The sequence below is a fragment of the Burkholderia sp. LFS061 genome (genome assembly GCF_047978125.1).
Taxonomy (GTDB): domain Bacteria; phylum Pseudomonadota; class Gammaproteobacteria; order Burkholderiales; family Burkholderiaceae; genus Burkholderia; species Burkholderia pyrrocinia_C.
The window spans coordinates 35,670-57,647 of the sequence record NZ_JBFPFS010000039.1; the positions used below are offsets into that span (position 1 = coordinate 35,670).

Genomic DNA, 21,978 nt, shown 5'->3' on the forward strand with positions numbered 1-21,978 from the left:
CGTTCGCCGCTTTTTGCGCATTTCCTGGCGCTTTTCGCCGCGCCTTCCCTCGTTATTTCCTCGTGCCTCCCTTGTCGCATCCGGCCACGCGTCACTTCGGCAGCGCCGGGATCATCCACGTGAACACGTGCTGCTGCAGGAACACGAGCACGCCGAGCAGCAGCGTGAGGATCACGCTGTGCCAGAAGGTGCGCGCGAACACGACACCTTCCTGCCCCTTCAGGTCCGTCGTCGACACGCCCGTCGCGATGTTCTGCGGCGAGATCATCTTGCCCATCACGCCGCCCGACGAGTTGGTCGCGGCCATCAGCACCGGATCGAGGCCGAGCTGCCTGGCGGCGACGACCTGCAGGTTGCCGAACAGCGCATTGCCCGACGTGTCGCTGCCGGACAGGAACACGGCGATCCAGCCGAGCGACGCGGACACCAGCGGGAACAGCGCACCCGTCGACGCGACGCCGGTGCCGAGCGTGTAGCTGATCCCCGAGTAGTTCAGCAGGTACGCGAGCCCGACGATCATCATCACCGTGACGATCGCGATCCACGTCTGCCGCCAGGTCTTGACCACGCATTCGAGGAACGCGCCGGCACCGGTGCGCGTCAGCACGGCCGTGATGATCGCCGAGAGCAGGATCGCGGTGCCCGTGCCGAGCGGCTGGAAGTCCCAGACCGCCGCGTACGGCTTGTGGTACAGCGACACGAACACCGCGTTGTGCAGGCCCGGCCACTTGATCTTCACGTCGCCGATCGCCGCGACGTTCGCGTGCACCCACACGATCACGACCACCGACACGACGAGCCACGGCAGCCAGCCGCCGAAGCCCGCGCGCGCGGCGCCAGCCGCCGCGGGCACGCTGCGCGCGAGCGCGTATTGCGGATCGGGCTGCGGCTTCCACAGCTGCAGGAAGCCGATCGTGACGATCAGCGACGTGAGCGACGACAGCACGTCGGTGAGCTGGTAGCCGAGGAAGTTCGACGTGACGAACTGCGCGAGCGCGAAGCTGGCGCCCGACACGAGCAGCGCGGGCCACAGCTGCTTGATCGAACGCAGCCCGCCATACGCGCCGACCACATAGAACGGCAGCAGCAGCGCGAAGAACGGCAGTTGGCGGCCGACCATCTGCGCGAGCGTCGCGGGCGGCAGCGACGTGACCGCGCCGAGCACGGTGATCGGCACGCCGAGCGCGCCGAACGCGACCGGTGCCGTGTTGAACAGCAGCGTATAGGTGAGCGCTTCGAGCGCGGGGAAGCCGAGCGCGATCAACAGCGCGCTCGTGATCGCGACCGGCGTGCCGAATCCGGAGATCCCTTCCAGCAGGCAGCCGAACGAGAACGCGACGACGAGCAGCACGAGGCGGCGGTCGTCGGGCAGGTTGTCGAGCATCCACTGCCGGAACTGGTCGAAGCGGCCCGATTTCACCGCGATGTTGTACAGCAGCAGCGCGTTGAAGACGATCCACATCACGGGCACGACCGCGAGCGCCATGCCCGCGCCGACCGCGTTGAACGCGAGCCCGGCCGGCATGCCCCACGCGCCGATCGCGACCGCGAGGCCGGTGACGAGCCCGGCGAGCGACGCCTGCCAAGCGGGGCGGCGCAGCACGCCGAGCGCGATCAGTGCGACCGCGATCGGGATCACGGCGACGAGGAAGGACAGGAACAGCGAGTTGGCGACCGGCGTCAGCGGCTGCGCGAAGACGATGCCGGGCGGTAGGGCGTCGGTGGGATTCATCGTGTCTCCAAAGGCGACCCGGGTTGGCGCGTCAGCGCCCCCGGATTCGGTGCAAAGCGACGTTCTGCAGTCGCGACAACGATCGGGCACTTGTGCACGCAACTACGTTGCACGGCCAACCGATCGGTCGCTTAAAAGAGGTTAGGAGGCGTACGGCGCTTGTACAAGGGGGACAAGCCCGAAATGCAGCAACCCGATACGGACCATCCGACGCACGATGACCGGCAGTTGGCGGGCCGCTGTCGCACCCGACAGGAAACCCGTCGCGAACGGCCCATCGGCGGGCGCGACGTCATCACCTGCGCAATGTTGCGCGCGCGACAAAGGAGACTACCGGCACGCGGGATGTTTCGTTTGGCATCCGAAGCCTAGACTGGCCGCATCGATTCCGCCCGCGCCGACGACGGCACGGCACCGGAACCTCACGGAGCGAACACGATGAAGACGATAAAGCAGGCGGCATGCGCATTCCTGCTGATCGGCGCGGCTTTCGCCGCCCACGCGCAGGCCGCATCGACGCTGACGCGCGCGGAGGTCCGCCAGGAACTCGCGGAACTGGAGGCCGCCGGCTACCGGACGAGCCTCGCGAGCAGTCCCGACTTTCCGGAGAACATGCAGGCGATCATGCGGCGCGCCGCGCAGGCGCGCGGCGACGATGCCGGTTACGGCAACGACGGCCGGGCACACGTTGAATCGGGCAAGCCGGCGCTGCCGCACGCGATCGATCGCGGCACGTACGCGCATCACTGATTGCTGACCGAACCGGATTGAACGGGTAACGGCGCGGCGCGACCAGCGCCGACCGACACGCACGCGGCACGCACGCCAACGGGCGCGGTCCGCGTGCGCGATCCTCAGACGCTGAAGCGGTTCAGCGTATACGCGCGATAGGCCGCGACGAACGCGTCGAACGATCCGGCCTCCTTCGCTTCGAGTTCGGCCTGCTCGGCCAGCGACTTCGCGGCGAGCGCCTGCTCGGTGCGCAGCGTGTCGGCCGACGGCGGATGCGCGCGGAAATGCGCGGCATGCGCTTCGCTCTGCGCCAGCGCGAACGCAAGGAACGACTGCCCGTTCTCGCGCATCGTGCGCAGCACGCGCGCGGACGGCGTGCGCTCCGGATCGGCGAGCTTTTCGCGCTGCGCGGCGATCGCGCGCGCATGCTCGTCGCCGCCGCGGATTTCGTCGAGGCGGCGGCCGACGGTTTCGATATCGGCCATCAGGTCGTCCGCCCACGCCTGCAGCGTGATCGGCTGCCCGTCGCGCGACAGCATGAGCCCCGGCTTGCGGCCTTCCATCGTCACGCTGCCGAAGTTCGCGTTCGCTTCCTTGTACGCGTCGCAGTCGAGCGGCGCGCTGTCGTCGAGCGCGCACGCGAGCAGGAACGCGTCGATGAAGCGCGCGGTCTCCAGCGCGATGCCGGTCGGCTCGAACGGATCGATGTCGAGGCAGCGCACCTCGATGTACTGCACGCCGCGCGATGCGAGCGCATGCAGCGGGCGTTCGCCCGAATACGTGACGCGCTTCGGCCGGATCGTCGAGTAGAACTCGTTCTCGATCTGCAGCACGTTCGTGTTGATCTGGATCCACTCGCCGTCGCGATGCGTGCCGATCGCCTCGTAGGCGGGATACGGCTCGCTGACGGCCTTCGACAGCGCGTCGAGATAGCCGGGCAGCGTGTTGTAGTCGACGTGCAGTGCGGCCTGGGCCGTCGTGTTCGAGTAGCCGAGATCGCTCATCCGCAGGCTGGTCGCATACGGCTGGTACAGCGTATCGGCGTCGAACGTATCGAGCCTGTGCGGCTTGCCGCGCAGGAATTTCGTGTCGAGCGCGGGCGACGCGCCGAACAGGTACATCAGCAGCCAGCTGCGGCGGCGGAAGTTGCGAATCTGCGCGAGATAGCGCTCCGACTGGTAATCGACGAGCGTGGCCGTCGACCCTTCTTCCGCGTGCAGGCGCCGCCACACTTCCTCGTGCAGCGAGTAGTTGTAGTGGATGCCGGCGATGCACTGCATCGTGCGGCCGTAGCGATACGCGAGGCCGCGCCGGTACACCGTCTTCAGGCGGCCGATGTTCGACGTGCCGTAGTCGGCGATCGGAATCTGGTCGTCGGCCGGCAGCAGGCCCGGCATCGAGTCGTTCCACAGCATCTCGTCGCCGAGCGACGCATAGACGTAGCGATGCAGCTCGTCGAGGCGTTCGAGCGTGATCGACGCGTCCGCTTCCGCGGGCGTGATCAGCTCGATCAGCGCTTCGGAGTAGTCGGTCGTCAGCGACGGGTGCGTGAGTGCCGAACCGAGCGCGCGCGGATGCGGCGTGAACGCGATCATCCCGTCGCGCGTCACGCGCAGGCTTTCCTTTTCGATGCCGCGCAGGCCGTCGGGCAGATGCTGCCGCGTCGGGCCCGAGCTCAGCGCTTCGAGGCGATTCAGCAGCAGTTCGGACTGGCGGTGAGTCATGGTGTTCGACATGGAGACGCAAGTGCGTGACGGCCGCGCGCAGAACGCCGCGCGCGGCCGGCTGGATTGTTGGTCGCTTCGTTGGTAGCGGGCACTTTAACATCTCGCCGGAACACGCGCTTGAGGTGGCCGCAGGCATGGCTCGCGGGCCGGAGCGGGCCGCCGGACGGGCCGATCGCGGCTGTCACGGCTTGTGTTACCGGATTCGGGCGGCACCGATCGGCACGTCGGTCACGTGAATTCGTCCGACGGATCGTGAAGCGCGTCGCGGCCTCGTCCGGTCGCACCCGAGCGCGGGCCGCCGCCGTCACCCGCCGCGCGCGCCGCCCGCCCGGTCGGCCACTTCGTTCCACAAATGCAGCGCCGCATACGCGCGCCACGGCCGCCAGCCTTCGGTGCGGCGCTTCTGGCTCGACAGCCGGTCGAGCGACGGATCGCGCGCGGCGATCGACTGCATCAGCACGAGATCGGATGCCGGCCACGCGTCCGGGTCGCGCCACGCGCGCATCGCGATGTATTCGACGGTCCACGGGCCGATGCCGGGCAGATCGAGCCACGCGCCGCGCAGCGTCGCGAGATCGGCATGCGCGCGATCGACCGGCACGTCGCCGGCCGCCACCGCGCGCGCCACGCCCGTCAGCGCGGCAACGCGCTTGCCGGGCATCCCGATCTTGTCGAGATCGCACGCGGCGAGCGCGTCGGGCGTCGGGAAACGCCAAGCGGGCGCGCCGTCGTCGATATGCACCACCCGCTCGCCGGCGCGTTCGACGAGCCGGCCGACGATCGTCGTCGCGGCCTTCACGCTCACCTGCTGGCCGACGATCGCGCGCACGGCCAGCTCGAACCCCGACCACGCGCCCGGCACGCGCAGCCCCGGCGCGGCCTCGACGAGCGGCGCGAACCACGGATCGCGCGCGAGCCCATCGCCGATCGCGGCCGGATCGGCGCCGAGGTCGAACATCGTCGCGACGCGCGCGGCGAATGCATCGTCGACATGACGCGCGACCGCCCCTTCGACCGTCGCGATCAGGCAATGCTTGCGCGGATGTTTCATGACGGTGAGCCGGCCCGAATCGCCATGCAGGTCGACGATGCGGCGATACACGCCGTCCGCGACCTGCTCGACGCCCGGAATCGCGCGCCCGCTGAAGAAGCGCAGCACGCGCGCCCAGTCGTAGGGCGCGTTGAAGCGCAGTTCCATCTGCGCGGACGGCGGCACATGGCCGCCGTTCACGGTTGACGTGATTGTTGTTTTAGCAATGCTCAAACCGCACTTCCCTCCGTCACGGCTTCGGTTTCATCGTGATGCGCATGGCGCGCCTCGGACGCGAGCAACGTCGCCTTGCGGCGCACGCCCCAGCGATATCCGGCGAGCGCGCCGCCCTTTTGCACGACGCGGTGGCACGGGATCGCGAGCGCGACCGGGTTCGACGCGCACGCGGACGCCACGGCGCGCACCGCGCGCGGCGAGCCGAGCGCCTCGGCGATCTCCGAGTAGCTGCGCGTTTCGCCGTACGGAATATGCGTCAGCGCTTCCCACACGCGCTGCTGGAACGCGGTCGGCGCGATGTCGAGCGGCAGGTCGAATGCGTGCCGCGCGCCGTCCAGGTACGCGCGGATCTGCGTGACGAACGGCGCGAGCCGCGCGGACGATTCGACCAGTTCGGCGCGCGCGAACGCGTCCTTCAGCTCGCCGACCAGCAACGCCGGCTCGTCGCCGAACGCGATCCGGCAGATGCCCTGTTCGGTCGCGGCGACGAGCACCGTGCCGAGCGACGTCGACGCGGTCGCATAGTCGATCCGCAGGCCGGCGCCCTGGCGGCGGAACGCGGACGGCGCCATCCCGAGCTCGCGCGGTACCGACGCATAGAGCCGCGACGGCGAGTTGAAGCCCGCATCGACGGCCGCCTGCGTGACCGGCTGCCCGCTTTGCAGCGCCTGCCGCAGCGCTGCGCCGCGCTGCGCGGCCTGGTACTGCCGCGGCGACACGCCAACCACGCGCTTGAAGAGCCGCTGAAGGTGGAACGGGCTCACGTGCACGGCATCGCTCAGTTGCTGAAGCGTGAGCCGCTCGGCATGCGCGTCGAGCACCGCGCACGCGCGGTTGACGATCTCGAGCTCGCGCGGCAGCCCTTCCGGCTGGCACCGCTTGCAGGGCCGGAAGCCTGCCGCACGCGCGGCCGCCGGATCGGCGAAGAAGGACACATGCTCGCGGCGCGGCAGCCGCGACGCGCAGGTCGGGCGGCAGAACACGCCGGTCGTGCTCACGGCATAGAAGAACGCGCCGTCCGCATGCGGATCGCGCTCGGTCACGGCGCCCCAGCGGGCATCGTCGGTCGGATAGGCGGTTTTCATCTGAACCTCGCACTCTCTAGTGTAGATGGTGCCTACTCTAGACATCGGCACGTGCCGTCGCGCCCTGAATCTTGCTCTGTGATTCGCGTCGGCGAACCGGGGGCGGATCACCTCGAAATAAATCGGACAAAACGCCCGCTCCAGCTGATCCGGCGCGGTTTTCGTCATCGTCCCGTCACCAATTTGCTGCAGTGCAGATGCGACAAATCGCCGTCCTGACGTTTTTTTGCATTCTGAATATTGCGTCGCACCATCGCCGTGTGTATAGTTGGAACTGTCTCCTCCATGTCTCCTCCTGATATGGATTAAGCCCGTTCCGCTCTGCGTGAACGGGCTTTTTTTCGTCTGTCGATTGTGCCGCGTTCCGGCCGGCAGCGCAGGCGCGATGCGTCTACACTCGATGCTCGTCGACTGCGAAGGAGTATCGGCTTATGAAACCCACCATCCGCGCGATCGATCACATCGTGCTGCGCGTGACCGACATGGCGGCGATGACGCGCTTTTACTGCGACGCCGTCGGCTGCCACGTGGAGAAGGAACAGCCCGATCTGGGCCTCGTGCAGTTGCGCGCGGGCGATGCGCTGATCGACCTGCTGTCGGTCGGCGGCCCGATCGACCGTCCCGACAGCGGCCCGCCCGGCACGGGGCGCAACCTCGATCACCTGTGCCTGCGCGTCGAGCCGTTCGACCCCGACGCGCTGATCGCGCATTTCGCCGCGCATGGCGCGCGGCCGGGCGCCCCCGCGGAGCGCTACGGCGCCGGCGGCTACGGGCCGTCGATCTACCTGTTCGATCCCGAAGGCAACATGCTGGAATTCAAGGGGCCGCCGGCCGCGATCGGCTGAGCACGGCCGGTGTGCGGGCCGTCACGCGCCCGCGCGCGCCTTCAGCACCGTCCATTCGACCGCGACCGGATCGTGGTCCGCGCTCGAGATCCACGCCGCGCCGTCCTGCACCGTGCACTGCAGGCGCATCGTGCGCTCCGCGAGCTGCCCGAGCTCGGCCGCGACGCCATCGGCGAGCGACAGCACCTGCACGTTGCGCAGCCGCTCGACCTTGCTGCGCACGCCCTGCCACCAGATATCCGACGTCTTGCCGCCGTACGCGATCACCGTGACCTGCCCGGCGCGGCCGGCCGCCTTCGAGATGCGCCGTTCGTCGGGCTGGCCGGCCTCGATCCACACGTCGATCGCGCCCGTCAGGTCCTTCTGCCACAGATCGGGCTCGTCGACGTCCGACAGCCCCTTGCAGAATTCGAGCCGCTCGTGCGCGAACAGTGCGAACGCGACGATGCGCACCATCATCCGGTCGTCGGTTTCCGACGGATGGCGCGCCACCGTCAGCGCGTGATCGGCATAGTAATGCCGATCCATGTCGGCAATTTGCAGTTCGGCTTTGTAGATCGTGGATTTCAGCGCCATGCGGATGCGGCCCGGGCGGGCATTCGGTTCGGTCGGGCCGTGATGATACCGAATGCGCGCCGTCCGGCGCGTGTCATGTGTGCCCTCACAGCGCAACGGCCCGGCATGCACCGGGCCGTGTTCGGTTCGCGCCGCCGGTTGATCGGGCCGGCGCGCTCGCGCGTCGTGCGACTGCGCGGTGACTGTGCGGTTATTGCTTGACGAAGCGCGAATCGGCCCAGAGACCCTGCTGGTCGCTGTTGTCTGCGCTGACGAACTGCACGTCGCCCTGGTCGACCGACACCACGCGGAAGCGCTGGCCTTCCGGCACCGACAGGCAGCGGTAGTCGTCGAAGTACTGCTGCTTCGCCTGCGACTTGCCGTCGCGCTCGTGATTCAGTACGGAATCCAGATTGTCTTTCGACAGGCAGCCCCAGGCATTCTTCGTCAGCTGGATTTCCTGCTTCGGCTTGACGGCCGAATCGCCGCCGGCCTGGGCAATCGACACTGCGCAAAATGCGCCGACGAGGGCAAAAAGGATACCGGTACGCTTCTTCATTTTTTGTCTCCAGGCTTGCGGGCACCAGGCTTGGGTTAGCTATGTGTTTAAAGGTGATCGTGAACCCGCGTTTTTTACTTTAGAAGACCGGCAAGTGATAGCAAGCACATTTGTTGTGCGACCGCAATAGCGGCGGATTGTCGCACCCCGTGCGCAGCCCGTTTTCCGTGCGGGACCACGCCTGCCGCGTGGCGGACAGGCTCGTGGCGCCGGGCGGAAAGCATTACCCGGCAAGACTTTCAGCAAAGTTACAAGGCGGCGATTGAACGGTTTGGATAATCCATTTCGATATCCGGATCATTTTGATGCGCCGCACATAAAGTCATTCGAAACGATCCGACTTTACCGCAGCGCGGAATCGCATTTACCTGATACAAAAAAAATGCCAGATATAAGCGCATCCGTATTTATCCGTGTTTCCCCGCATGCATCCTGCGCCCGCGGAGGCCGTGCCGCAGGCGTCTTTCGTCAGCGTGTTTACCCTGCCTTATTCAGGCCGATTGCTGGCGCTCGAAATAATCGCGCTGGAAGATGCACATGCGATAAGCATTGTGATACGCACCGTTGCCAAAAAATTCTTCCTTCAATTCAGCCTCGTGCTGGAACCCGCATTTTTCGTACACGTGAATCGCCGCCGCATTCGTCGTATCGACGATCAGGTACAGCTTGCGCATGTTCAGTACGTTGAATGCGTACTTGATCGCGAGGCGCGTCGCCTGGCCTGCATAGCCGCGCCCCTGGCATTGCGGCGCGATGATGATCTGGAACTCGCCGCGGCGATGGATGTAGTCGAGCTCGATCAATTCGACGAGACCGACCAGTTCGCCTTGCGCATCGACCGCGACGAAACGGCGCTCGCGCTGGTCGTGCACGTGGCGATCGTACAGTTGCGACAGTTCCGAGAAGGTTTCGTACGGCTCCTCGAACCAGTAGCGCATGATCTTCGCGTCGTTGTTCAGTTCGTGGACGAAGCGCAGGTCCTGGCGCTCCAGCGGCCGCAGCGCAAGCGTGTTGGTATCGTTCTGGAGTTGCATGTTCATGTCCTTTTTGATGCCGGCGCACGTGCGGCACACCCGCGCGGCTCGGCCGCGCTCGGGCCCGTTCCGCACTGTAAGAAGTTGAACGCGGGCGAAGTTCAGAGCCTAGAATGTGAGCAAGGGTTCCTGCCACCGCAAGGAGGCTATCGTGATCGAGCAAGTCATACTCGGTATTTTTCTCGTACTGCCGCTCGTGATCGTCACGGCGCTGTTTTCCGACGAACTTTGGCAGGAACATCGGCGCCAGCATCCGCGCGACGAAAACGCCCCGCACATCGACTGGAAGCATCCGTGGCGCCGCGTGCGACGCGGGCATTGAGCCGATCTCCGTCGATCCGCGTCACGCGCCGGCCGGGCCACTCCGGGCCGGGCAACGCGTGATGCAGCCTTATTCCGCTTCGAACCGATTCCCGCCCAACCCGCGAGACGCCGACGTGAACGACAAGCCCGCCCTCCCTCCGCACGATATTCCCAACGAAACGATCGACCTGCAGATCGCCGACGTGCTGGCGGCCGTCCGCTACCCGGCGAACAAGGATGCGATCGTCGATGCCGCGCGCGATGCCGGCGCCAGCAACGAGGTGCTGTCGATGCTCGACGGCCTGCCCGAACAGGACTACGCGGACGTCGACGCCGTCACGCACTGGGTCGCCGGCAACTTCGGTCCGGGGCTCGGCATTTGAGCGCGCGCCAATAACGCGATAGGATCGGGCCGCACCGGTCGCGCCGCGGCCGGGATGCGCGCCGCCCGGCGCAAGACCGGGCGTTTGCGCACGCGTGTCCGGGGGACTCCATGGAAGGCATCCTGATCCAGCACACGTCGCGTCGTCAGCTCTGGTTCGGCGCGCTGACGGCGCTCGTCATCCTGCTCGCGCTCGGAATCGCCGCGCCGCACGCGAACGTCACGCTGCCGGCGGTCGAGCCGTTCATGCCGATGTGCGCGCTCACCGTGTTCACGACCGCGAGCATCGCCGCGTTTTTCCTCGGTGCGCAGTTCACCGTGACGCGCCAGCCCGTGCTCGGCGCGCTCGGCGGCGCCTATGCGTTCACCGCGCTCGCCGTCGCGCTGCAGTTGCTCACCTTTCCGGGCGTGTTCGCGCCGCATGGCCTGCTCGGCGCACGCCCGCAAAGCGCCGCGTGGATGTGGATCTTCTGGCATGCGGGCTTCCCGTGCTTCGTGATGGCCGCGCTGCTCGCGCGCGAACGACTGACGCGCGCACCGGTCGGCGAACAGCAGACGCGCCGGTGGACCGTCGCGCTCGTCGGCGGGCCGGCCATCGCGGCCGCGCTGCTGTGCGCGCTCGCGCTGAACGTGTCGCTGCCGCCCGCGTTCCGTCCGCCCGGCGACGCGGCCGTGCTGCCCTTCAATGGCGTCGCGCTCGCCGTGTGGATACTCAATGCGCTTGCGCTCGTGGCCGTGCTGGCCACCGGCCGGCTGCGCACGACGCTCGACCTCTGGCTCGCGATCGCGGTGCTCGCGTGCCTCACCGACACGACGCTGAACCTGCTGACCACGAACCGCTTCACGGTCGGCTGGTATGTCGCGCGCGTGTTCAGCATGTTCACGCCCGGTGTGCTCGTGTGCGTGCTCGCGTGGGAAGTGACGATGCTTTACCAGCAGCTGTTCGAGGCGCATGCAACGCTGATTCGCTCTTCCGCTCGCGACGGGCTGACGGGCGCGTTCAACCGCAGCCACTTCAACGATCATTTCCACACGCTGTTCCTGCAGGCGCGACGGCAAGGCGAACCGCTGTCGCTGCTGATGGTCGACGTCGATCACTTCAAGGCATACAACGACGCGTTCGGTCACGTGAAGGGCGATGCGTGCCTGATCGCGATCGCAAATGCGCTGGCCGGCGCGGTGAGGCGGCCAGCGGATATCGTCGCGCGTTACGGCGGCGAGGAATTCGCGATCGTGTTGCCGAACACCGGTACGCGCGGCGCGCGGGTCGTTGCCGAGGAAGCGCACGAAGCGGTGCTGCGGCTGGACCTCGCGATGCCTGCTTCGCCGGCAGGACGCGTCAGCGTCAGCGTCGGCTGTGCGACCGTGTCGGCCGACGATTTGTCCACGCCCGATGCGTTGATCGAAGCCGCCGATGCCGCGCTGTATCGTGCGAAGGATGCGGGGCGGAACAGGGTTGTGGTCGCCTGAATACGTCTGCTGTTTGGGGTATCTGTTACGGTCATTTTGACCGGAATAATGCGCCGTTACGCAATGCGGGGCAGGGATACCAATGCTTACAGCCCGTGTTGCGGGCGCTCGCTATGCTCGGTTTCATATCGAACCCGAGCAGGTGAGCGCCATGAAGAAAACCCTTTTGCTGATTGCCGGCGTCGCCGTGTTGCTGAGCGGCTGTATCGTCGTGCCTGACGGTGGGTATTACGGTGGTGGCGGGTATTACCATCACCGTCATTGGGATTGATGCGGGTGGGGGTCCGGACGAGTCGATCAGTATGCTCGCCCATGCTGGATCGATGATCCGGACCGCAACTCAATCAGGCCAGCGTAGTCACTCTGCACGCCAGCAGCTACATTCACCTGGCACGCTGTCGATCGCATTTGCATCGACCGCCGCCCAATCGGAGCCCCACTCCCTTGAGCGCGACGTGCTTGCCAAGCATAAGCGCCGAACGTGGTCTGCTAGGGAAGCCGCGCCAACATCCGGTCAAGAAAAGTCGGCGGCAAACTGATTTCGCCAAATGTTGCGCCGAACTCGAGCCCTTGGGGGTACATCAATGCCTCCTTCGCCCAATGAAGCTCAACAGGTAAGCGAGACCCGTCCCGATACGTTCGCTCGGCGACGAGGTGCTCGCCCCCCCTGTCGTAGAGCCTGAGAACGATCGTATCTCCAAAATAACAGTACCGTGCCCAATAGCCACCGTGCGAAGAACGCTCGATCTTTTGTTCGCGTGAATCGCAAATCGCGCGCAGTTGTACGTCTTTCCAGTAGCCCCAGCCAAACCCGAGGACAGTGACGACGGCAGCCGAAACGAATGCGCGCCGAATGAAAATCCTAATCTCACTCGCAATAACATCAGCCCAACCGCTTGAGCCAGATAAGAAAGCATTCAGCAATCTCACTGCCGAAGCGAGCACGACAACGGGCAATATTATCGTCAGGAGGGCTATCATTAACAACACGCCCGAATCATTAATACGAAGATTCATGTGAGCCGAAGTTTGCTGGGTTCCTGCAACGTCACTTAGCAGTAGTCCGAAAAAATAACAAAATCGCCGCCTCGATGATGACGCCGCTACCACTCGCGAAATGAGCCATTCCGGACCGGGTAATAGACATTCCCCGCGACTCGCATATCACCGACCGCAACGGGATATTCCACCCGTGGAATACCCGCTGCGCCGGCCACCGTTGACGCCAGCACAATGATAGCTAACGCCCGACCCGCCACCTTGCCGAGAAAAATAAAAAGTCGCAACTCCTTTGAATATCTGCATACCTATCGATGGCCTCACGATCCCGGCGCGCTTAGACGGCCAAGAAAACCCCAAGAATATTTGACCCCAAACCCAGTCACGTTAACAACGATTTCGAACTAGTCCGATTGATTTTACGGGTGCGATCACGCTAGCGTAACAGGCATCGCGCAAACCGCCCAACATCACCGGATCTAAAATAGAAATGCCATCAAACAAGGAAAAAATTCCCTATTTCACGATAAATAAAATTTTTTGGAAGTGGAAACTCCATGACGGTGCTGATGGATGCAAGATTGTTCCAAACATCTCGTTATCCATGGATAAACCTGCGCCACCGCTTCCGATGCAACAAAAATCGAACGCAACTGAACTCAAACATTCCTCCGCCACGCCCAAGCGCGATTCACTTGACAAAATGGTGGATGACTTGGAAAGGGCCGGCAAGGCGCTAGCACGCTTTCAAGTTTGGCTAAATTCCTGCCCCCCCCTCCCAAACCCGCCATCGTGAAACTAAAAAAGGGCGATCCCGTACCAGCGTTCGATATTCAAGAGATTCCCGCAGCAATGCGTAAAATGCACCTTCCGACATCTGCCAAACTTATGGAGCGATGGTTCTCTGGAAAATTAAATTATTCACGAACTTCTTCGGATGAGTCGTTAGAAATCAATCAATATGGAAAACCATATCCATCCGACATGTATGACATGTCTACCATTAAATTGGATTGGATTCTGCGCTTCCCCCGAGCGAAGCGGCAATTCAACTACCTTATTAATGAAATGATTCGCTCACCAAAATCCAGAATCCAGCTTTACAAACTACTGATCCCGCATAAAGACTGCGCAGCGCGACTCTACACCGACGACATATGTGGCAATGATCTTCGCGATTTACACCGAAGATTCCAATTTCAATACTCAAAAGTAGACAGCACGTTTGGGCAGAAAATCGAAACTCAACTAGATGCACAACTTCGCAACAATGGTGTGCCTGACGACCTATCCGGAGCACTCGGGTCCTTCAACATCTATGTGGCGCTCGGAAGCGCGCGCTTCTCGTGGGACGTGAATTCACACAGAACAATAGCTGAAGTGACCGGAGTGTGGGTGTATGTGAAAGACAACTATACATTCACCGATGAATCTAATGAGCGATCCCAATACTTAGGGCATTGGAGTAGCGACGGCGTCATCATTGTTCCATATAGTGCAATCGCTGCATTCTCGAACTCCGAGCATATCCCATATGTCAAATACGCCGTCGCCAGAGGCGACTCACTCATCAAGGGGAACGTCCACTATCCGGTAGAAAATATCGATTTTAGAAAATGGTCTAAGATACATGACAGAGGCGGCGACTTTATCATCTACTCTGACAAAAAATTCATCCCAATCTCCCCTCCCATAGAAATTTCACTATGATCAAATTCAACAATAAATCATGACGATTTCTTTGAAAATTACTCATACACTGCTCATCATGGCACTGATTGGTACCTTTGCCTTTGACCGAACGCCTCGAGGGGAAGAGTGTAGAACGTCGACATCTCCAAATGGGATGTACCTTGCCGACCTGTGCCTTTTAGCTTGGGTTCCTGGTGGAGATTCGCGGTATGTTGGTCGCGTATACATCGCACAAACTGGGAGGTTAATAGCCCAGCACACATTCAGCACACCGATTCCCGAAATTTCCTGGAATAGTTATAGCGAGGCCTACGTGTCCTTTTCAAAAGGTGACGGCGGAGATGATTCTGTATATATATCGCTGCCGCCATCGTTTATCGATCGGATGCTAGCGGCCCGTCCGCATCTGTAAAACCACAGTGTCAATCTGACTTGCAGTCGTCACGCGGATGCAGGCACGTTCTATTGCCGGGCGATGGCTGTGCCATTCCCGCCCTGCAATCCTTTTCGCTTCTATTTCCCAATACAAAACCTGCTGAAAATCACCCCCAGCAGATCATCCGAAGTAAACTCCCCGGTAATCGCATTGAGCTGTTCCTGCGCGAGCCGCAGTTCCTCGGCAAACAGATCCAGCGACTGCGCCCGTTGCTCCGCATGATCCGCCGCCTGCGCCAGATGCTCCTGCGCCGCTCGCAACGCGATCAAATGCCGCTCGCGTGCGAGATACACGCCTTCGGCTCCCGCCTGCCACCCCGCGATCCGCAGCAACTCCGCACGCAGCATGTCGATCCCGTCGCCGCGCTTCGCCGACAGATGCACCTCGGTCAGATCCCCTTCCGCCGCTGGATGCTCGACGCAAGCCGGCACGCCGGTCAGATCCGTCTTGTTCAGCACCCGCACCACCGGCACGCCGCCCGGAAACCGCGCGGCGATCGTCTCGTCATCCGGCGTCAGCCCCGTGCGCGAATCGAGCAGATGCAGCACGACTTCCGCGCGCTCGATCTCGCTCCACGTGCGCGCAATCCCGATCCGCTCGACTTCATCCTCCGTCTCGCGCAACCCGGCCGTATCGATGATGTGCAGTGGAATCCCTTCGACCTGGATCGTCTGCGCAACCTTGTCGCGCGTCGTCCCGGCGATCGGCGTGACGATCGCCAGTTCCGCGCCGGCCAGCGCATTCAGCAGCGACGACTTGCCGACGTTCGGCTGTCCGGCAAGGACGACCGACAATCCCTCGCGCAGCAGCGCACCCTGTCGCGCATCGCCAAGCACGTGCGCGAGCTGCGCACGGATCTTCGCGAGCTTGCCGCGTGCATCGGCAGCCTCCAGGAAGTCGATCTCCTCTTCCGGAAAATCGAGCGTCGCCTCGACCAGCATCCGCAGCGTGATCACGTCTTCGACGAGCGCATGGATCTGCCGCGAGAACGCGCCATCGAGCGAACGCCCGGCCGACCGCGCAGCGGCCTCGGTGCTTGCCTCGATCAAGTCGGCAACCGCCTCGGCCTGCGCGAGATCGAGCTTGTCGTTCAGGAACGCGCGCCGCGTGAACTCGCCCGGCTCCGCGAGCCGCAGCCCGAAGCCGCGCCCTGCATCCAGGCAGCGCTGCAGCAGCAGTTGCATCACGATCGGCCCGCCGTGCCCCTGCAGCTCGAGCACGTGCTCGCCGGTGTACGAATGCGGCGCCGGGAAATACAGCGCGATCCCGCGGTCGAGCGGCGCGCCGTGCTCGTCGAGGAACGGCACGTAGCTCGCATGGCGCGGCGCGAGCTTCTGCCCGCACAACGCGTCGATCAGCGGCAGCGCGGCCGCCTCGCCGCCGCGCCCGAACGACACGCGGACGACGCCGATGCCGCCCCGGCCGGCAGCAGTGGCAATGGCGACGATCGGGTCGGAATCGGTAGCGAGCATGGGAATCGGATGAATCGGGTGATCAGGCAATGAGTGGTGCGCCCGCGCAACAGTTCGGGCATCGGAACGCCGGCATTGTAGCGTGCCCGCTCATACGCCACCGGACGCCACACGGGATTCGGACTTGCCCGAATTTATCCCACCGGGGATAAGTCGAGTATCAGTCCAGCGCGATGACACAGCCACCATTTCGGACTAGTCTGCCTGCCGGAGCGGCCTGACACTGCGTCCCTCAATTCCGCTGCTCATCCTGTGCAAGTCCGAGATTAGTCCGAACGAGATATGTTTATCTCATGCGGTTGTCTGAAAGACGTCGGTGGAATTGCACAATCTCCCCCATGCCGACATCCGAAGAAAAAGCCGCGTTCTCGGAACGCCTGAAATTCGCCCTGCGGCGCAGTCCGGAGAAGATCACCGGCGCGACGGAGCTTGCGAACAAGTTCAATCTGCGCCACCGCGGAACGCATCCCGTTTCGCCGCAAACCGCGCACAAGTGGCTGACGGGCCGCACGATTCCGACGTCGGACAAACTCGAAACGCTCGCCGAATGGTTGCGCGTCGAACTGCACTGGCTGCATTACGGGCCGTCGCCGAGCGTGATCGAACACCCGACACCGCAACCGCTGCCGCGCGACGAACGCTATCCGCCGACGCCCGAAACGATCGAACTCGCGTCGAAGATCGAGGCACTGTCTCCGCATCACCGCTACCTCGTTCAGGAACTGGTCGAGCAGTTCTACGGCGATCCGAAAATCGAAGCGAAGAAATCCTGACCGGGAGCGGCTCGCGCATCGCACCCCGCGCGCCGCCGCCAAGAAACAACAAAGCCGCATGGGCGAACCATGCGGCTTTGTTTTTTTGCGCGCATCGCGAGCGGCTCGCCACCCGCGTGTGCCAAGGACGTCAGGCCGGTTTCTTCTTGACCCCGCCGAGCTTGCGCGTGATGTAGTACTGCTGCGCGATCGACAGCACGTTGTTCACGACGTAGTACAGCACGAGGCCGGCCGGGAAGAAGAAGAACATGACCGAGAACGCGATCGGCATGAACTTCATCATCTTCGCCTGAACGGGGTCCGGCGGCGTCGGGTTCAGGCTCGTCTGCACGAACATCGACACGGCCATCAGCACCGGCAGGATGAAGAACGGATCGCGCTGCGACAGGTCGTGAATCCACAGAATCCACGGCGCGCCGCGCATTTCGACCGACGCGAGCAGCACCCAGTACAGCGAGATGAACACCGGGATCTGGATCACGACCGGCAGGCAGCCGCCGAACGGATTGACCTTCTCGGTCTTGTACAGCTCCATCAGCGCGGAGTTCATCTTCTGCGGATCGCTCTTGAAGCGTTCGCGCAGCGCCTGCATGCGCGGCGTGATTTCCTTCATGCGCGCCATCGACTTGTAGCTCGCGGCCGACAGCGGGAAGAACACGGCCTTGATCAGCACCGTCAGCAGCACGATCGCCCAGCCCCAGTTGCCGACGTAGCCGTGGATCTTCTCGAGCAGCCAGAACAGCGGCTTCGCGATGATCGTCACCCAGCCGTAGTCCTTCACGAGCTCCAGGCCCGGCGCGATGCCTTCGAGCATGCGCTCTTCTTCCGGACCGGCGAACAGGCGTGCCTGCACGTCGGCCGACTGGCCCGGGGCGATCGCGGCGACCGGCTGCTTCACGCCGACGCGGTACAGCGCCGGGTCGATCTTTTCAGCGTAGATGTCGCGCTTCACGCCCGACTGCGGAATCCATGCCGACGCGAAGTAGTGCTGCACCATCGCGACCCAGCCGTTGTCGGCGGACTTCTCGAAGTTCGCCTTGTTCTTGTCGAGGTCGCTGAAGTCGATCTTCTGGAAGTGCTTCGCGTCCGTATAGACCGCCGGCCCGAGGAACGTGTGCGAGAACATCGGCGTTTCGACGGCCGTGTTGTCGCGGACGAGTTCCATGTAGACCGTCGGCGTGACAGGCGCCGTGCCGACGTTGTCGATCTTGGTATCGACGCCGATCACGTAGCTGCCGCGCGTGAACGTGTAGGTCTTGATGACCTTCACGCCGCCCTTCACCGGCGATTCGAACGACAGCTTCAGCGTGTTCTGGTCGCCCGTCAGCGACGTCGAGCCGGCGTTCACCTGCGTGTAGACGTCGTTGTGGTTCGGGAAATCGCCGCCGAGCAGGCCCGAGCGTGCGAGATACGTGTGGCCGGCCGTGTGGTCGAACAGCGTGATGTACAGGTCGGGCTGCTTGCCGTCGCCCTGCTTCTTCAGCGTCAGCTTCGCGAGCGTGCCACCGCGCGTGTCGATTTCGCCGTCGTAGACGTCGGTCGAGAACTTCACGAGCTGCGCCTGCGCGGCCGGTGCCGTCGTAGACGGTGCGGCGCCGGCTGCGGCGGCAGGCGCTTCACCTGCGGTCGTCGTCGCGCCCGTGCCCGATGCGCCGCCGGCCGCGGCCGCGGGGGCCGTCTGCGTGGCGCTCGGGAAGAACATCGACGGGCGTCCATGGGACCGCTGCCAGTTGTCGTACAGCATGACAGCTGACATGAAGAAGATCACCCATAGGACGGTGCGTTTGATATCCATGCGTTGTCTCAGAGTCGATGGGACCGCGCGTCGGCTTCGCCGCGAGCGCGAGTGTCGGAGTTGGGCGGCGGGACGAGGTCGATGCCGCCCGCGGAAAACGGATGGCATCGGCACACGCGCCTGACGGCGAGATACGTACCGCGCGCGGCGCCATGATACTGGATTGCCTCGCGCGCGTAATCCGAACAGGAAGGATAAAAACGGCAACGGTTGCCGAGCAGGGGGCTCACGGCAACCTTGTAGAAGCGCAGCAACGCGATCAAGACCGTTTCCATACCTTGGGCGGCGCCGTTCGGCGCCGCGTCAAAACCGGCCGGGCGGGCGCGAACGCCGCACCGGGCACGGATGCGTCACTCGGACGCGGGCTTCGACGCACGGCGGGCGATCTCCCGGACTGCCCTGTCGAGCAGCTCGCGGATTTCGGCCGCGCACATCGCCGCGAGCGGGGCGGAAGCCGCGCTCGGCAGCGCTTTCTTGTCGAAGCGCGTGTGCTGCCGCAGCAGCAGGTCGTAACCGGCGAACTCGGCCCGGCGCAAGCGAAACGCGTCGCGCGCCAGCCGCTTCACGAGGTTACGCGTGACTGCACGCGGCGCATACTTCTTGCCGACGACGAGCCCCAGACGCGCGGGCTGACCGGTCGGCTTGCCGTAAATCACGAAGTGCGCGGAACGCCGCCAGGGGCGCAAACGAAAAACGGATGAAAATTCATCCGTTTTCAGAAGTCGCGCAGCTTTCGGGAAGGCGGCTTTCGTCTGCGACGGATTCGCACCCGGCTCGACGGCACCTTCCGCAGGACTGCGGACGGCGGACACAGCGCGCAACCTGCCTTAGATGGCGAGGCGCTTGCGGCCCTTCGCGCGGCGAGCGTTGATGACCTTGCGGCCACCTGCCGTCTTCATGCGGACACGGAAGCCATGGGTGCGCTTGCGGCGCGTCACGGACGGTTGGTAAGTACGTTTCATGATGTTCTCACTTGTTCGAGAATGTCGAAATTCAGGGGACCGCGTGCCCTTAACCGGAGGCATTCGGGCGAACGCAATCGCCGGGAATACAGGATTGGTTTTCGCGGAACCCGCTATTTAAACTGTTTTTCTCTTGACGGTCAATACTTTACGAGTCACGCGCCTGTGCCGGCCCGCGCCGATCCGGCCCCGCGACCCACAAACGCAGCCTGTGGATAAGTCCCGCTGTGGCCGCGTTTGGCGTTAGAATCTCGCCTTATCTCCAAGAATCCCGCACGCCGCTTCGGCTCCCGCCTGCCTCTCCACGACTGTGACGCAGGCGTCCGAGGCACGCTCGCACGACCGCTTCGGGCCTTGTTGCGCCATCGCGACAAGGGCGCCGGCGAGCCGCGCTGTGCATGCAAAAAACGACAGCTACTTGATGAACGATTTCTGGCAACACTGTTCCGCACTGCTGGAGCGCGAGCTGACGCCCCAGCAGTACGTGACGTGGATCAAACCCTTGGCCCCGGTGGCCTTCGATGCGTCGGCGAACACGCTGTCCATCGCCGCGCCGAACCGCTTCAAGCTGGACTGGGTCAAGAGCCAGTTTTCGGGCCGGATCTCCGATCTGGCCCGGGATTTCTGGAATGCGCCGATCGAAGTCCAGTTCGTCCTCGATCCGAAAGCCGGCATGCGCAGCGCCGCTACGGGCGCCACGTCGGCCGCCCCGCGCGCGCCGCTGCAACCGGGCGGCCCGGCCGCCGCGGTGGCTGCGATCGCCGCCAACCTGACCGCGCATGCCGCGGCTGCGCCCGCCGCGCCAGCCGACGTGCCGATGACGCCGTCGGCGGCTGCCGCGCACCACCTGAACGCCGACGACGCCGATATCGACCTGCCGAGCCTGCCCGCGCACGAAGCGGCCGCCGGCCGCCGCACGTGGCGCCCGGGCCCCGGTGCCGCGCCCGCCAACGGCGGCGAAGCCGACTCGATGTACGAGCGCTCGAAGCTGAACCCCGTGCTCACGTTCGACAACTTCGTGACCGGTAAGGCGAACCAGTTGGCGCGCGCCGCCGCGATCCAGGTCGCGGACAACCCCGGCATCTCGTACAACCCGCTGTTCCTGTACGGCGGCGTCGGCCTCGGCAAGACCCACCTGATCCACGCGATCGGCAACCAGTTGCTGCTCGACAAGGCCGGCGCGCGGATCCGCTACATCCACGCCGAGCAATACGTGTCGGACGTGGTGAAGGCGTACCAGCGCAAGGCGTTCGACGACTTCAAGCGCTACTACCACTCGCTCGACCTGCTGCTGATCGACGATATCCAGTTCTTCTCCGGCAAGTCGCGCACGCAAGAGGAATTCTTCTACGCGTTCGAGGCGCTGGTCGCGAACAAGGCGCAGGTGATCATCACCAGCGACACGTATCCGAAGGAGATCTCGGGGATCGACGATCGCCTGATCTCGCGCTTCGACTCGGGCCTCACCGTCGCGATCGAGCCGCCCGAGCTGGAAATGCGCGTCGCGATCCTGATGCGCAAGGCGCAGTCGGAAGGCGTGAACCTGTCGGAAGACGTCGCGTTCTTCGTCGCGAAGCACCTGCGCTCGAACGTGCGCGAACTCGAGGGCGCGCTGCGCAAGATCCTCGCGTATTCGAAGTTCCACGGCCGCGAGATCTCGATCGAGCTGACCAAGGAAGCGCTGAAGGACCTGCTGACCGTGCAGAACCGGCAGATTTCGGTCGAGAACATCCAGAAGACCGTCGCCGACTTCTACAACATCAAGGTCGCCGACATGTATTCGAAGAAGCGTCCGGCGAACATCGCGCGGCCGCGGCAGATCGCGATGTATCTCGCGAAGGAACTCACGCAGAAGAGCCTGCCGGAAATCGGCGAGCTGTTCGGCGGGCGCGATCACACCACCGTGCTGCACGCCGTGCGCAAGATCGCCGACGAGCGCAGCAAGGACGCGCAGCTCAACCACGAGCTGCACGTGCTGGAACAGACGCTGAAGGGCTGAGCGCGCGGGCGCGCTTGATAATTCGGCATCCGCCCCAAATTAAGGGGGGCGGTTCGGTTTTGAGGCACAATACTGGTTTGACCGCTCCGGCGGTGGCGGGCCAAGAGCCCGGCCGGCGGGGCGCTGCGTGGCTGCTGCGCTGCAGGCCGTTACTCAACG

22 protein-coding genes are annotated in these 21,978 nt (G+C 64.1%); 9 read left to right on the forward strand and 13 right to left on the reverse strand.

What is annotated here, in order from left to right; genetic code table 11:
• Positions 1 to 91: 91 nt before the first annotated feature.
• Positions 92 to 1,732: an L-lactate permease gene (locus ACNQQL_RS27435; protein ID WP_347067067.1), complete on the reverse strand. Its 1,641-nt coding sequence runs from the start codon at positions 1,730 to 1,732 to the stop codon at positions 92 to 94.
• 438 nt (positions 1,733 to 2,170) lie between these two features.
• On the opposite strand from ACNQQL_RS27435, the gene ACNQQL_RS27440 reads away from it, so the two are divergent.
• Entirely contained in the window at positions 2,171 to 2,482 is a 312-nt protein-coding gene (locus ACNQQL_RS27440; RefSeq protein ID WP_204425106.1) for a DUF4148 domain-containing protein, read from the forward strand.
• A gap of 104 nt (positions 2,483 to 2,586) precedes the next feature.
• Here ACNQQL_RS27440 and gshA read toward each other — a convergent pair whose 3' ends face one another.
• From gshA to ada, 3 genes are all read right to left on the reverse strand, one after another.
• On the reverse strand, positions 2,587 to 4,200 hold the full coding sequence (gene gshA / locus ACNQQL_RS27445; RefSeq protein ID WP_347067069.1) for a glutamate--cysteine ligase: 1,614 nt from the start codon (positions 4,198 to 4,200) through the stop codon (positions 2,587 to 2,589).
• Positions 4,201 to 4,495: 295 nt separating this feature from the next.
• Positions 4,496 to 5,455: a DNA-3-methyladenine glycosylase family protein gene (locus tag ACNQQL_RS27450; protein ID WP_347067071.1), complete on the reverse strand. Its 960-nt coding sequence runs from the start codon at positions 5,453 to 5,455 to the stop codon at positions 4,496 to 4,498.
• The gene (ada, locus tag ACNQQL_RS27455; protein WP_347067073.1) at positions 5,452 to 6,543 is read right to left on the reverse strand and encodes a bifunctional DNA-binding transcriptional regulator/O6-methylguanine-DNA methyltransferase Ada; all 1,092 of its coding nucleotides are present in this window, start codon (positions 6,541 to 6,543) and stop codon (positions 5,452 to 5,454) included. Before ada ends, ACNQQL_RS27450 begins: the two co-directional genes overlap by 4 nt.
• Before the next feature lie 431 nt (positions 6,544 to 6,974).
• Here ada and ACNQQL_RS27460 point away from each other — a divergent pair, with 431 nt between their 5' ends.
• Positions 6,975 to 7,388, forward strand: a complete 414-nt coding sequence (locus tag ACNQQL_RS27460; RefSeq protein ID WP_034179392.1) for a VOC family protein — start codon at positions 6,975 to 6,977, stop codon at positions 7,386 to 7,388.
• Positions 7,389 to 7,409: 21 nt separating this feature from the next.
• Here the strand turns inward: ACNQQL_RS27460 and ACNQQL_RS27465 are convergent, their stop codons facing one another.
• From ACNQQL_RS27465 to speG, 3 genes are all read right to left on the reverse strand, one after another.
• Complete coding sequence (locus ACNQQL_RS27465) at positions 7,410 to 7,964, reverse strand: YaeQ family protein (protein WP_072437633.1); 555 nt, start codon at positions 7,962 to 7,964, stop codon at positions 7,410 to 7,412.
• Between the two features lie 190 nt (positions 7,965 to 8,154).
• Positions 8,155 to 8,502, reverse strand: a complete 348-nt coding sequence (gene sap1, locus ACNQQL_RS27470) for a surface attachment protein Sap1 (protein ID WP_072437634.1) — start codon at positions 8,500 to 8,502, stop codon at positions 8,155 to 8,157.
• Between the two features lie 491 nt (positions 8,503 to 8,993).
• Complete coding sequence (gene speG / locus ACNQQL_RS27475) at positions 8,994 to 9,536, reverse strand: spermidine N1-acetyltransferase (protein WP_034179469.1); 543 nt, start codon at positions 9,534 to 9,536, stop codon at positions 8,994 to 8,996.
• Positions 9,537 to 9,687: 151 nt separating this feature from the next.
• On the opposite strand from speG, the gene ACNQQL_RS27480 reads away from it, so the two are divergent.
• The 3 genes from ACNQQL_RS27480 to ACNQQL_RS27490 all read left to right on the forward strand — a co-directional run bounded on the left by ACNQQL_RS27480 (position 9,688) and on the right by ACNQQL_RS27490 (position 11,691).
• The gene (locus ACNQQL_RS27480) at positions 9,688 to 9,858 is read left to right on the forward strand and encodes a hypothetical protein (RefSeq protein ID WP_034179470.1); all 171 of its coding nucleotides are present in this window, start codon (positions 9,688 to 9,690) and stop codon (positions 9,856 to 9,858) included.
• Between the two features lie 115 nt (positions 9,859 to 9,973).
• Complete coding sequence (locus ACNQQL_RS27485; RefSeq protein ID WP_034179394.1) at positions 9,974 to 10,222, forward strand: DUF2795 domain-containing protein; 249 nt, start codon at positions 9,974 to 9,976, stop codon at positions 10,220 to 10,222.
• A gap of 110 nt (positions 10,223 to 10,332) precedes the next feature.
• Entirely contained in the window at positions 10,333 to 11,691 is a 1,359-nt protein-coding gene (locus tag ACNQQL_RS27490; protein WP_347067077.1) for a sensor domain-containing diguanylate cyclase, read from the forward strand.
• A 489-nt stretch (positions 11,692 to 12,180) separates the two neighbouring features.
• Here ACNQQL_RS27490 and ACNQQL_RS27495 read toward each other — a convergent pair whose 3' ends face one another.
• Positions 12,181 to 12,708: a hypothetical protein gene (locus tag ACNQQL_RS27495; protein WP_204425118.1), complete on the reverse strand. Its 528-nt coding sequence runs from the start codon at positions 12,706 to 12,708 to the stop codon at positions 12,181 to 12,183.
• A 472-nt stretch (positions 12,709 to 13,180) separates the two neighbouring features.
• On the opposite strand from ACNQQL_RS27495, the gene ACNQQL_RS27500 reads away from it, so the two are divergent.
• Both ACNQQL_RS27500 and ACNQQL_RS27505 read left to right on the forward strand, forming a co-directional pair.
• Complete coding sequence (locus ACNQQL_RS27500; RefSeq protein WP_347067079.1) at positions 13,181 to 13,486, forward strand: hypothetical protein; 306 nt, start codon at positions 13,181 to 13,183, stop codon at positions 13,484 to 13,486.
• A complete protein-coding gene (locus ACNQQL_RS27505; protein ID WP_347067081.1) occupies positions 13,483 to 14,400 on the forward strand; it encodes a DUF6402 family protein in 918 nt (305 codons plus the stop codon). The genes ACNQQL_RS27500 and ACNQQL_RS27505 overlap by 4 nt, the downstream gene beginning before the upstream one ends.
• A 495-nt stretch (positions 14,401 to 14,895) precedes the next feature.
• Here the strand turns inward: ACNQQL_RS27505 and mnmE are convergent, their stop codons facing one another.
• Positions 14,896 to 16,290, reverse strand: coding sequence for a tRNA uridine-5-carboxymethylaminomethyl(34) synthesis GTPase MnmE (gene mnmE, locus ACNQQL_RS27510; protein ID WP_347067083.1), 1,395 nt, complete (start codon positions 16,288 to 16,290; stop codon positions 14,896 to 14,898).
• Positions 16,291 to 16,628: 338 nt separating this feature from the next.
• Here mnmE and ACNQQL_RS27515 point away from each other — a divergent pair, with 338 nt between their 5' ends.
• Positions 16,629 to 17,063 (forward strand): transcriptional regulator, encoded by a 435-nt coding sequence (locus tag ACNQQL_RS27515; RefSeq protein ID WP_347067111.1) that lies wholly within the window; start codon positions 16,629 to 16,631, stop codon positions 17,061 to 17,063.
• Positions 17,064 to 17,193: 130 nt separating this feature from the next.
• On the opposite strand, the gene yidC is transcribed toward ACNQQL_RS27515, so the two are convergent.
• From yidC to rpmH, 4 genes are all read right to left on the reverse strand, one after another.
• Positions 17,194 to 18,858, reverse strand: coding sequence for a membrane protein insertase YidC (yidC, locus tag ACNQQL_RS27520; RefSeq protein WP_072437638.1), 1,665 nt, complete (start codon positions 18,856 to 18,858; stop codon positions 17,194 to 17,196).
• 8 nt (positions 18,859 to 18,866) lie between these two features.
• Positions 18,867 to 19,133 carry a membrane protein insertion efficiency factor YidD gene (gene yidD, locus ACNQQL_RS27525; RefSeq protein ID WP_009694594.1) on the reverse strand — a complete coding sequence of 89 codons (267 nt, stop codon included), beginning with the start codon at positions 19,131 to 19,133 and terminating at the stop codon, positions 18,867 to 18,869.
• A 75-nt stretch (positions 19,134 to 19,208) separates the two neighbouring features.
• Positions 19,209 to 19,670, reverse strand: coding sequence for a ribonuclease P protein component (gene rnpA / locus ACNQQL_RS27530; RefSeq protein WP_021157986.1), 462 nt, complete (start codon positions 19,668 to 19,670; stop codon positions 19,209 to 19,211).
• A 15-nt stretch (positions 19,671 to 19,685) separates the two neighbouring features.
• Positions 19,686 to 19,820 (reverse strand): 50S ribosomal protein L34, encoded by a 135-nt coding sequence (gene rpmH, locus ACNQQL_RS27535; RefSeq protein WP_004198824.1) that lies wholly within the window; start codon positions 19,818 to 19,820, stop codon positions 19,686 to 19,688.
• A 421-nt stretch (positions 19,821 to 20,241) separates the two neighbouring features.
• Between rpmH and dnaA the strand changes: the two genes are divergently transcribed.
• The gene (gene dnaA, locus ACNQQL_RS27540) at positions 20,242 to 21,819 is read left to right on the forward strand and encodes a chromosomal replication initiator protein DnaA (RefSeq protein ID WP_347067086.1); all 1,578 of its coding nucleotides are present in this window, start codon (positions 20,242 to 20,244) and stop codon (positions 21,817 to 21,819) included.
• Positions 21,820 to 21,978 lie beyond the last annotated feature (159 nt).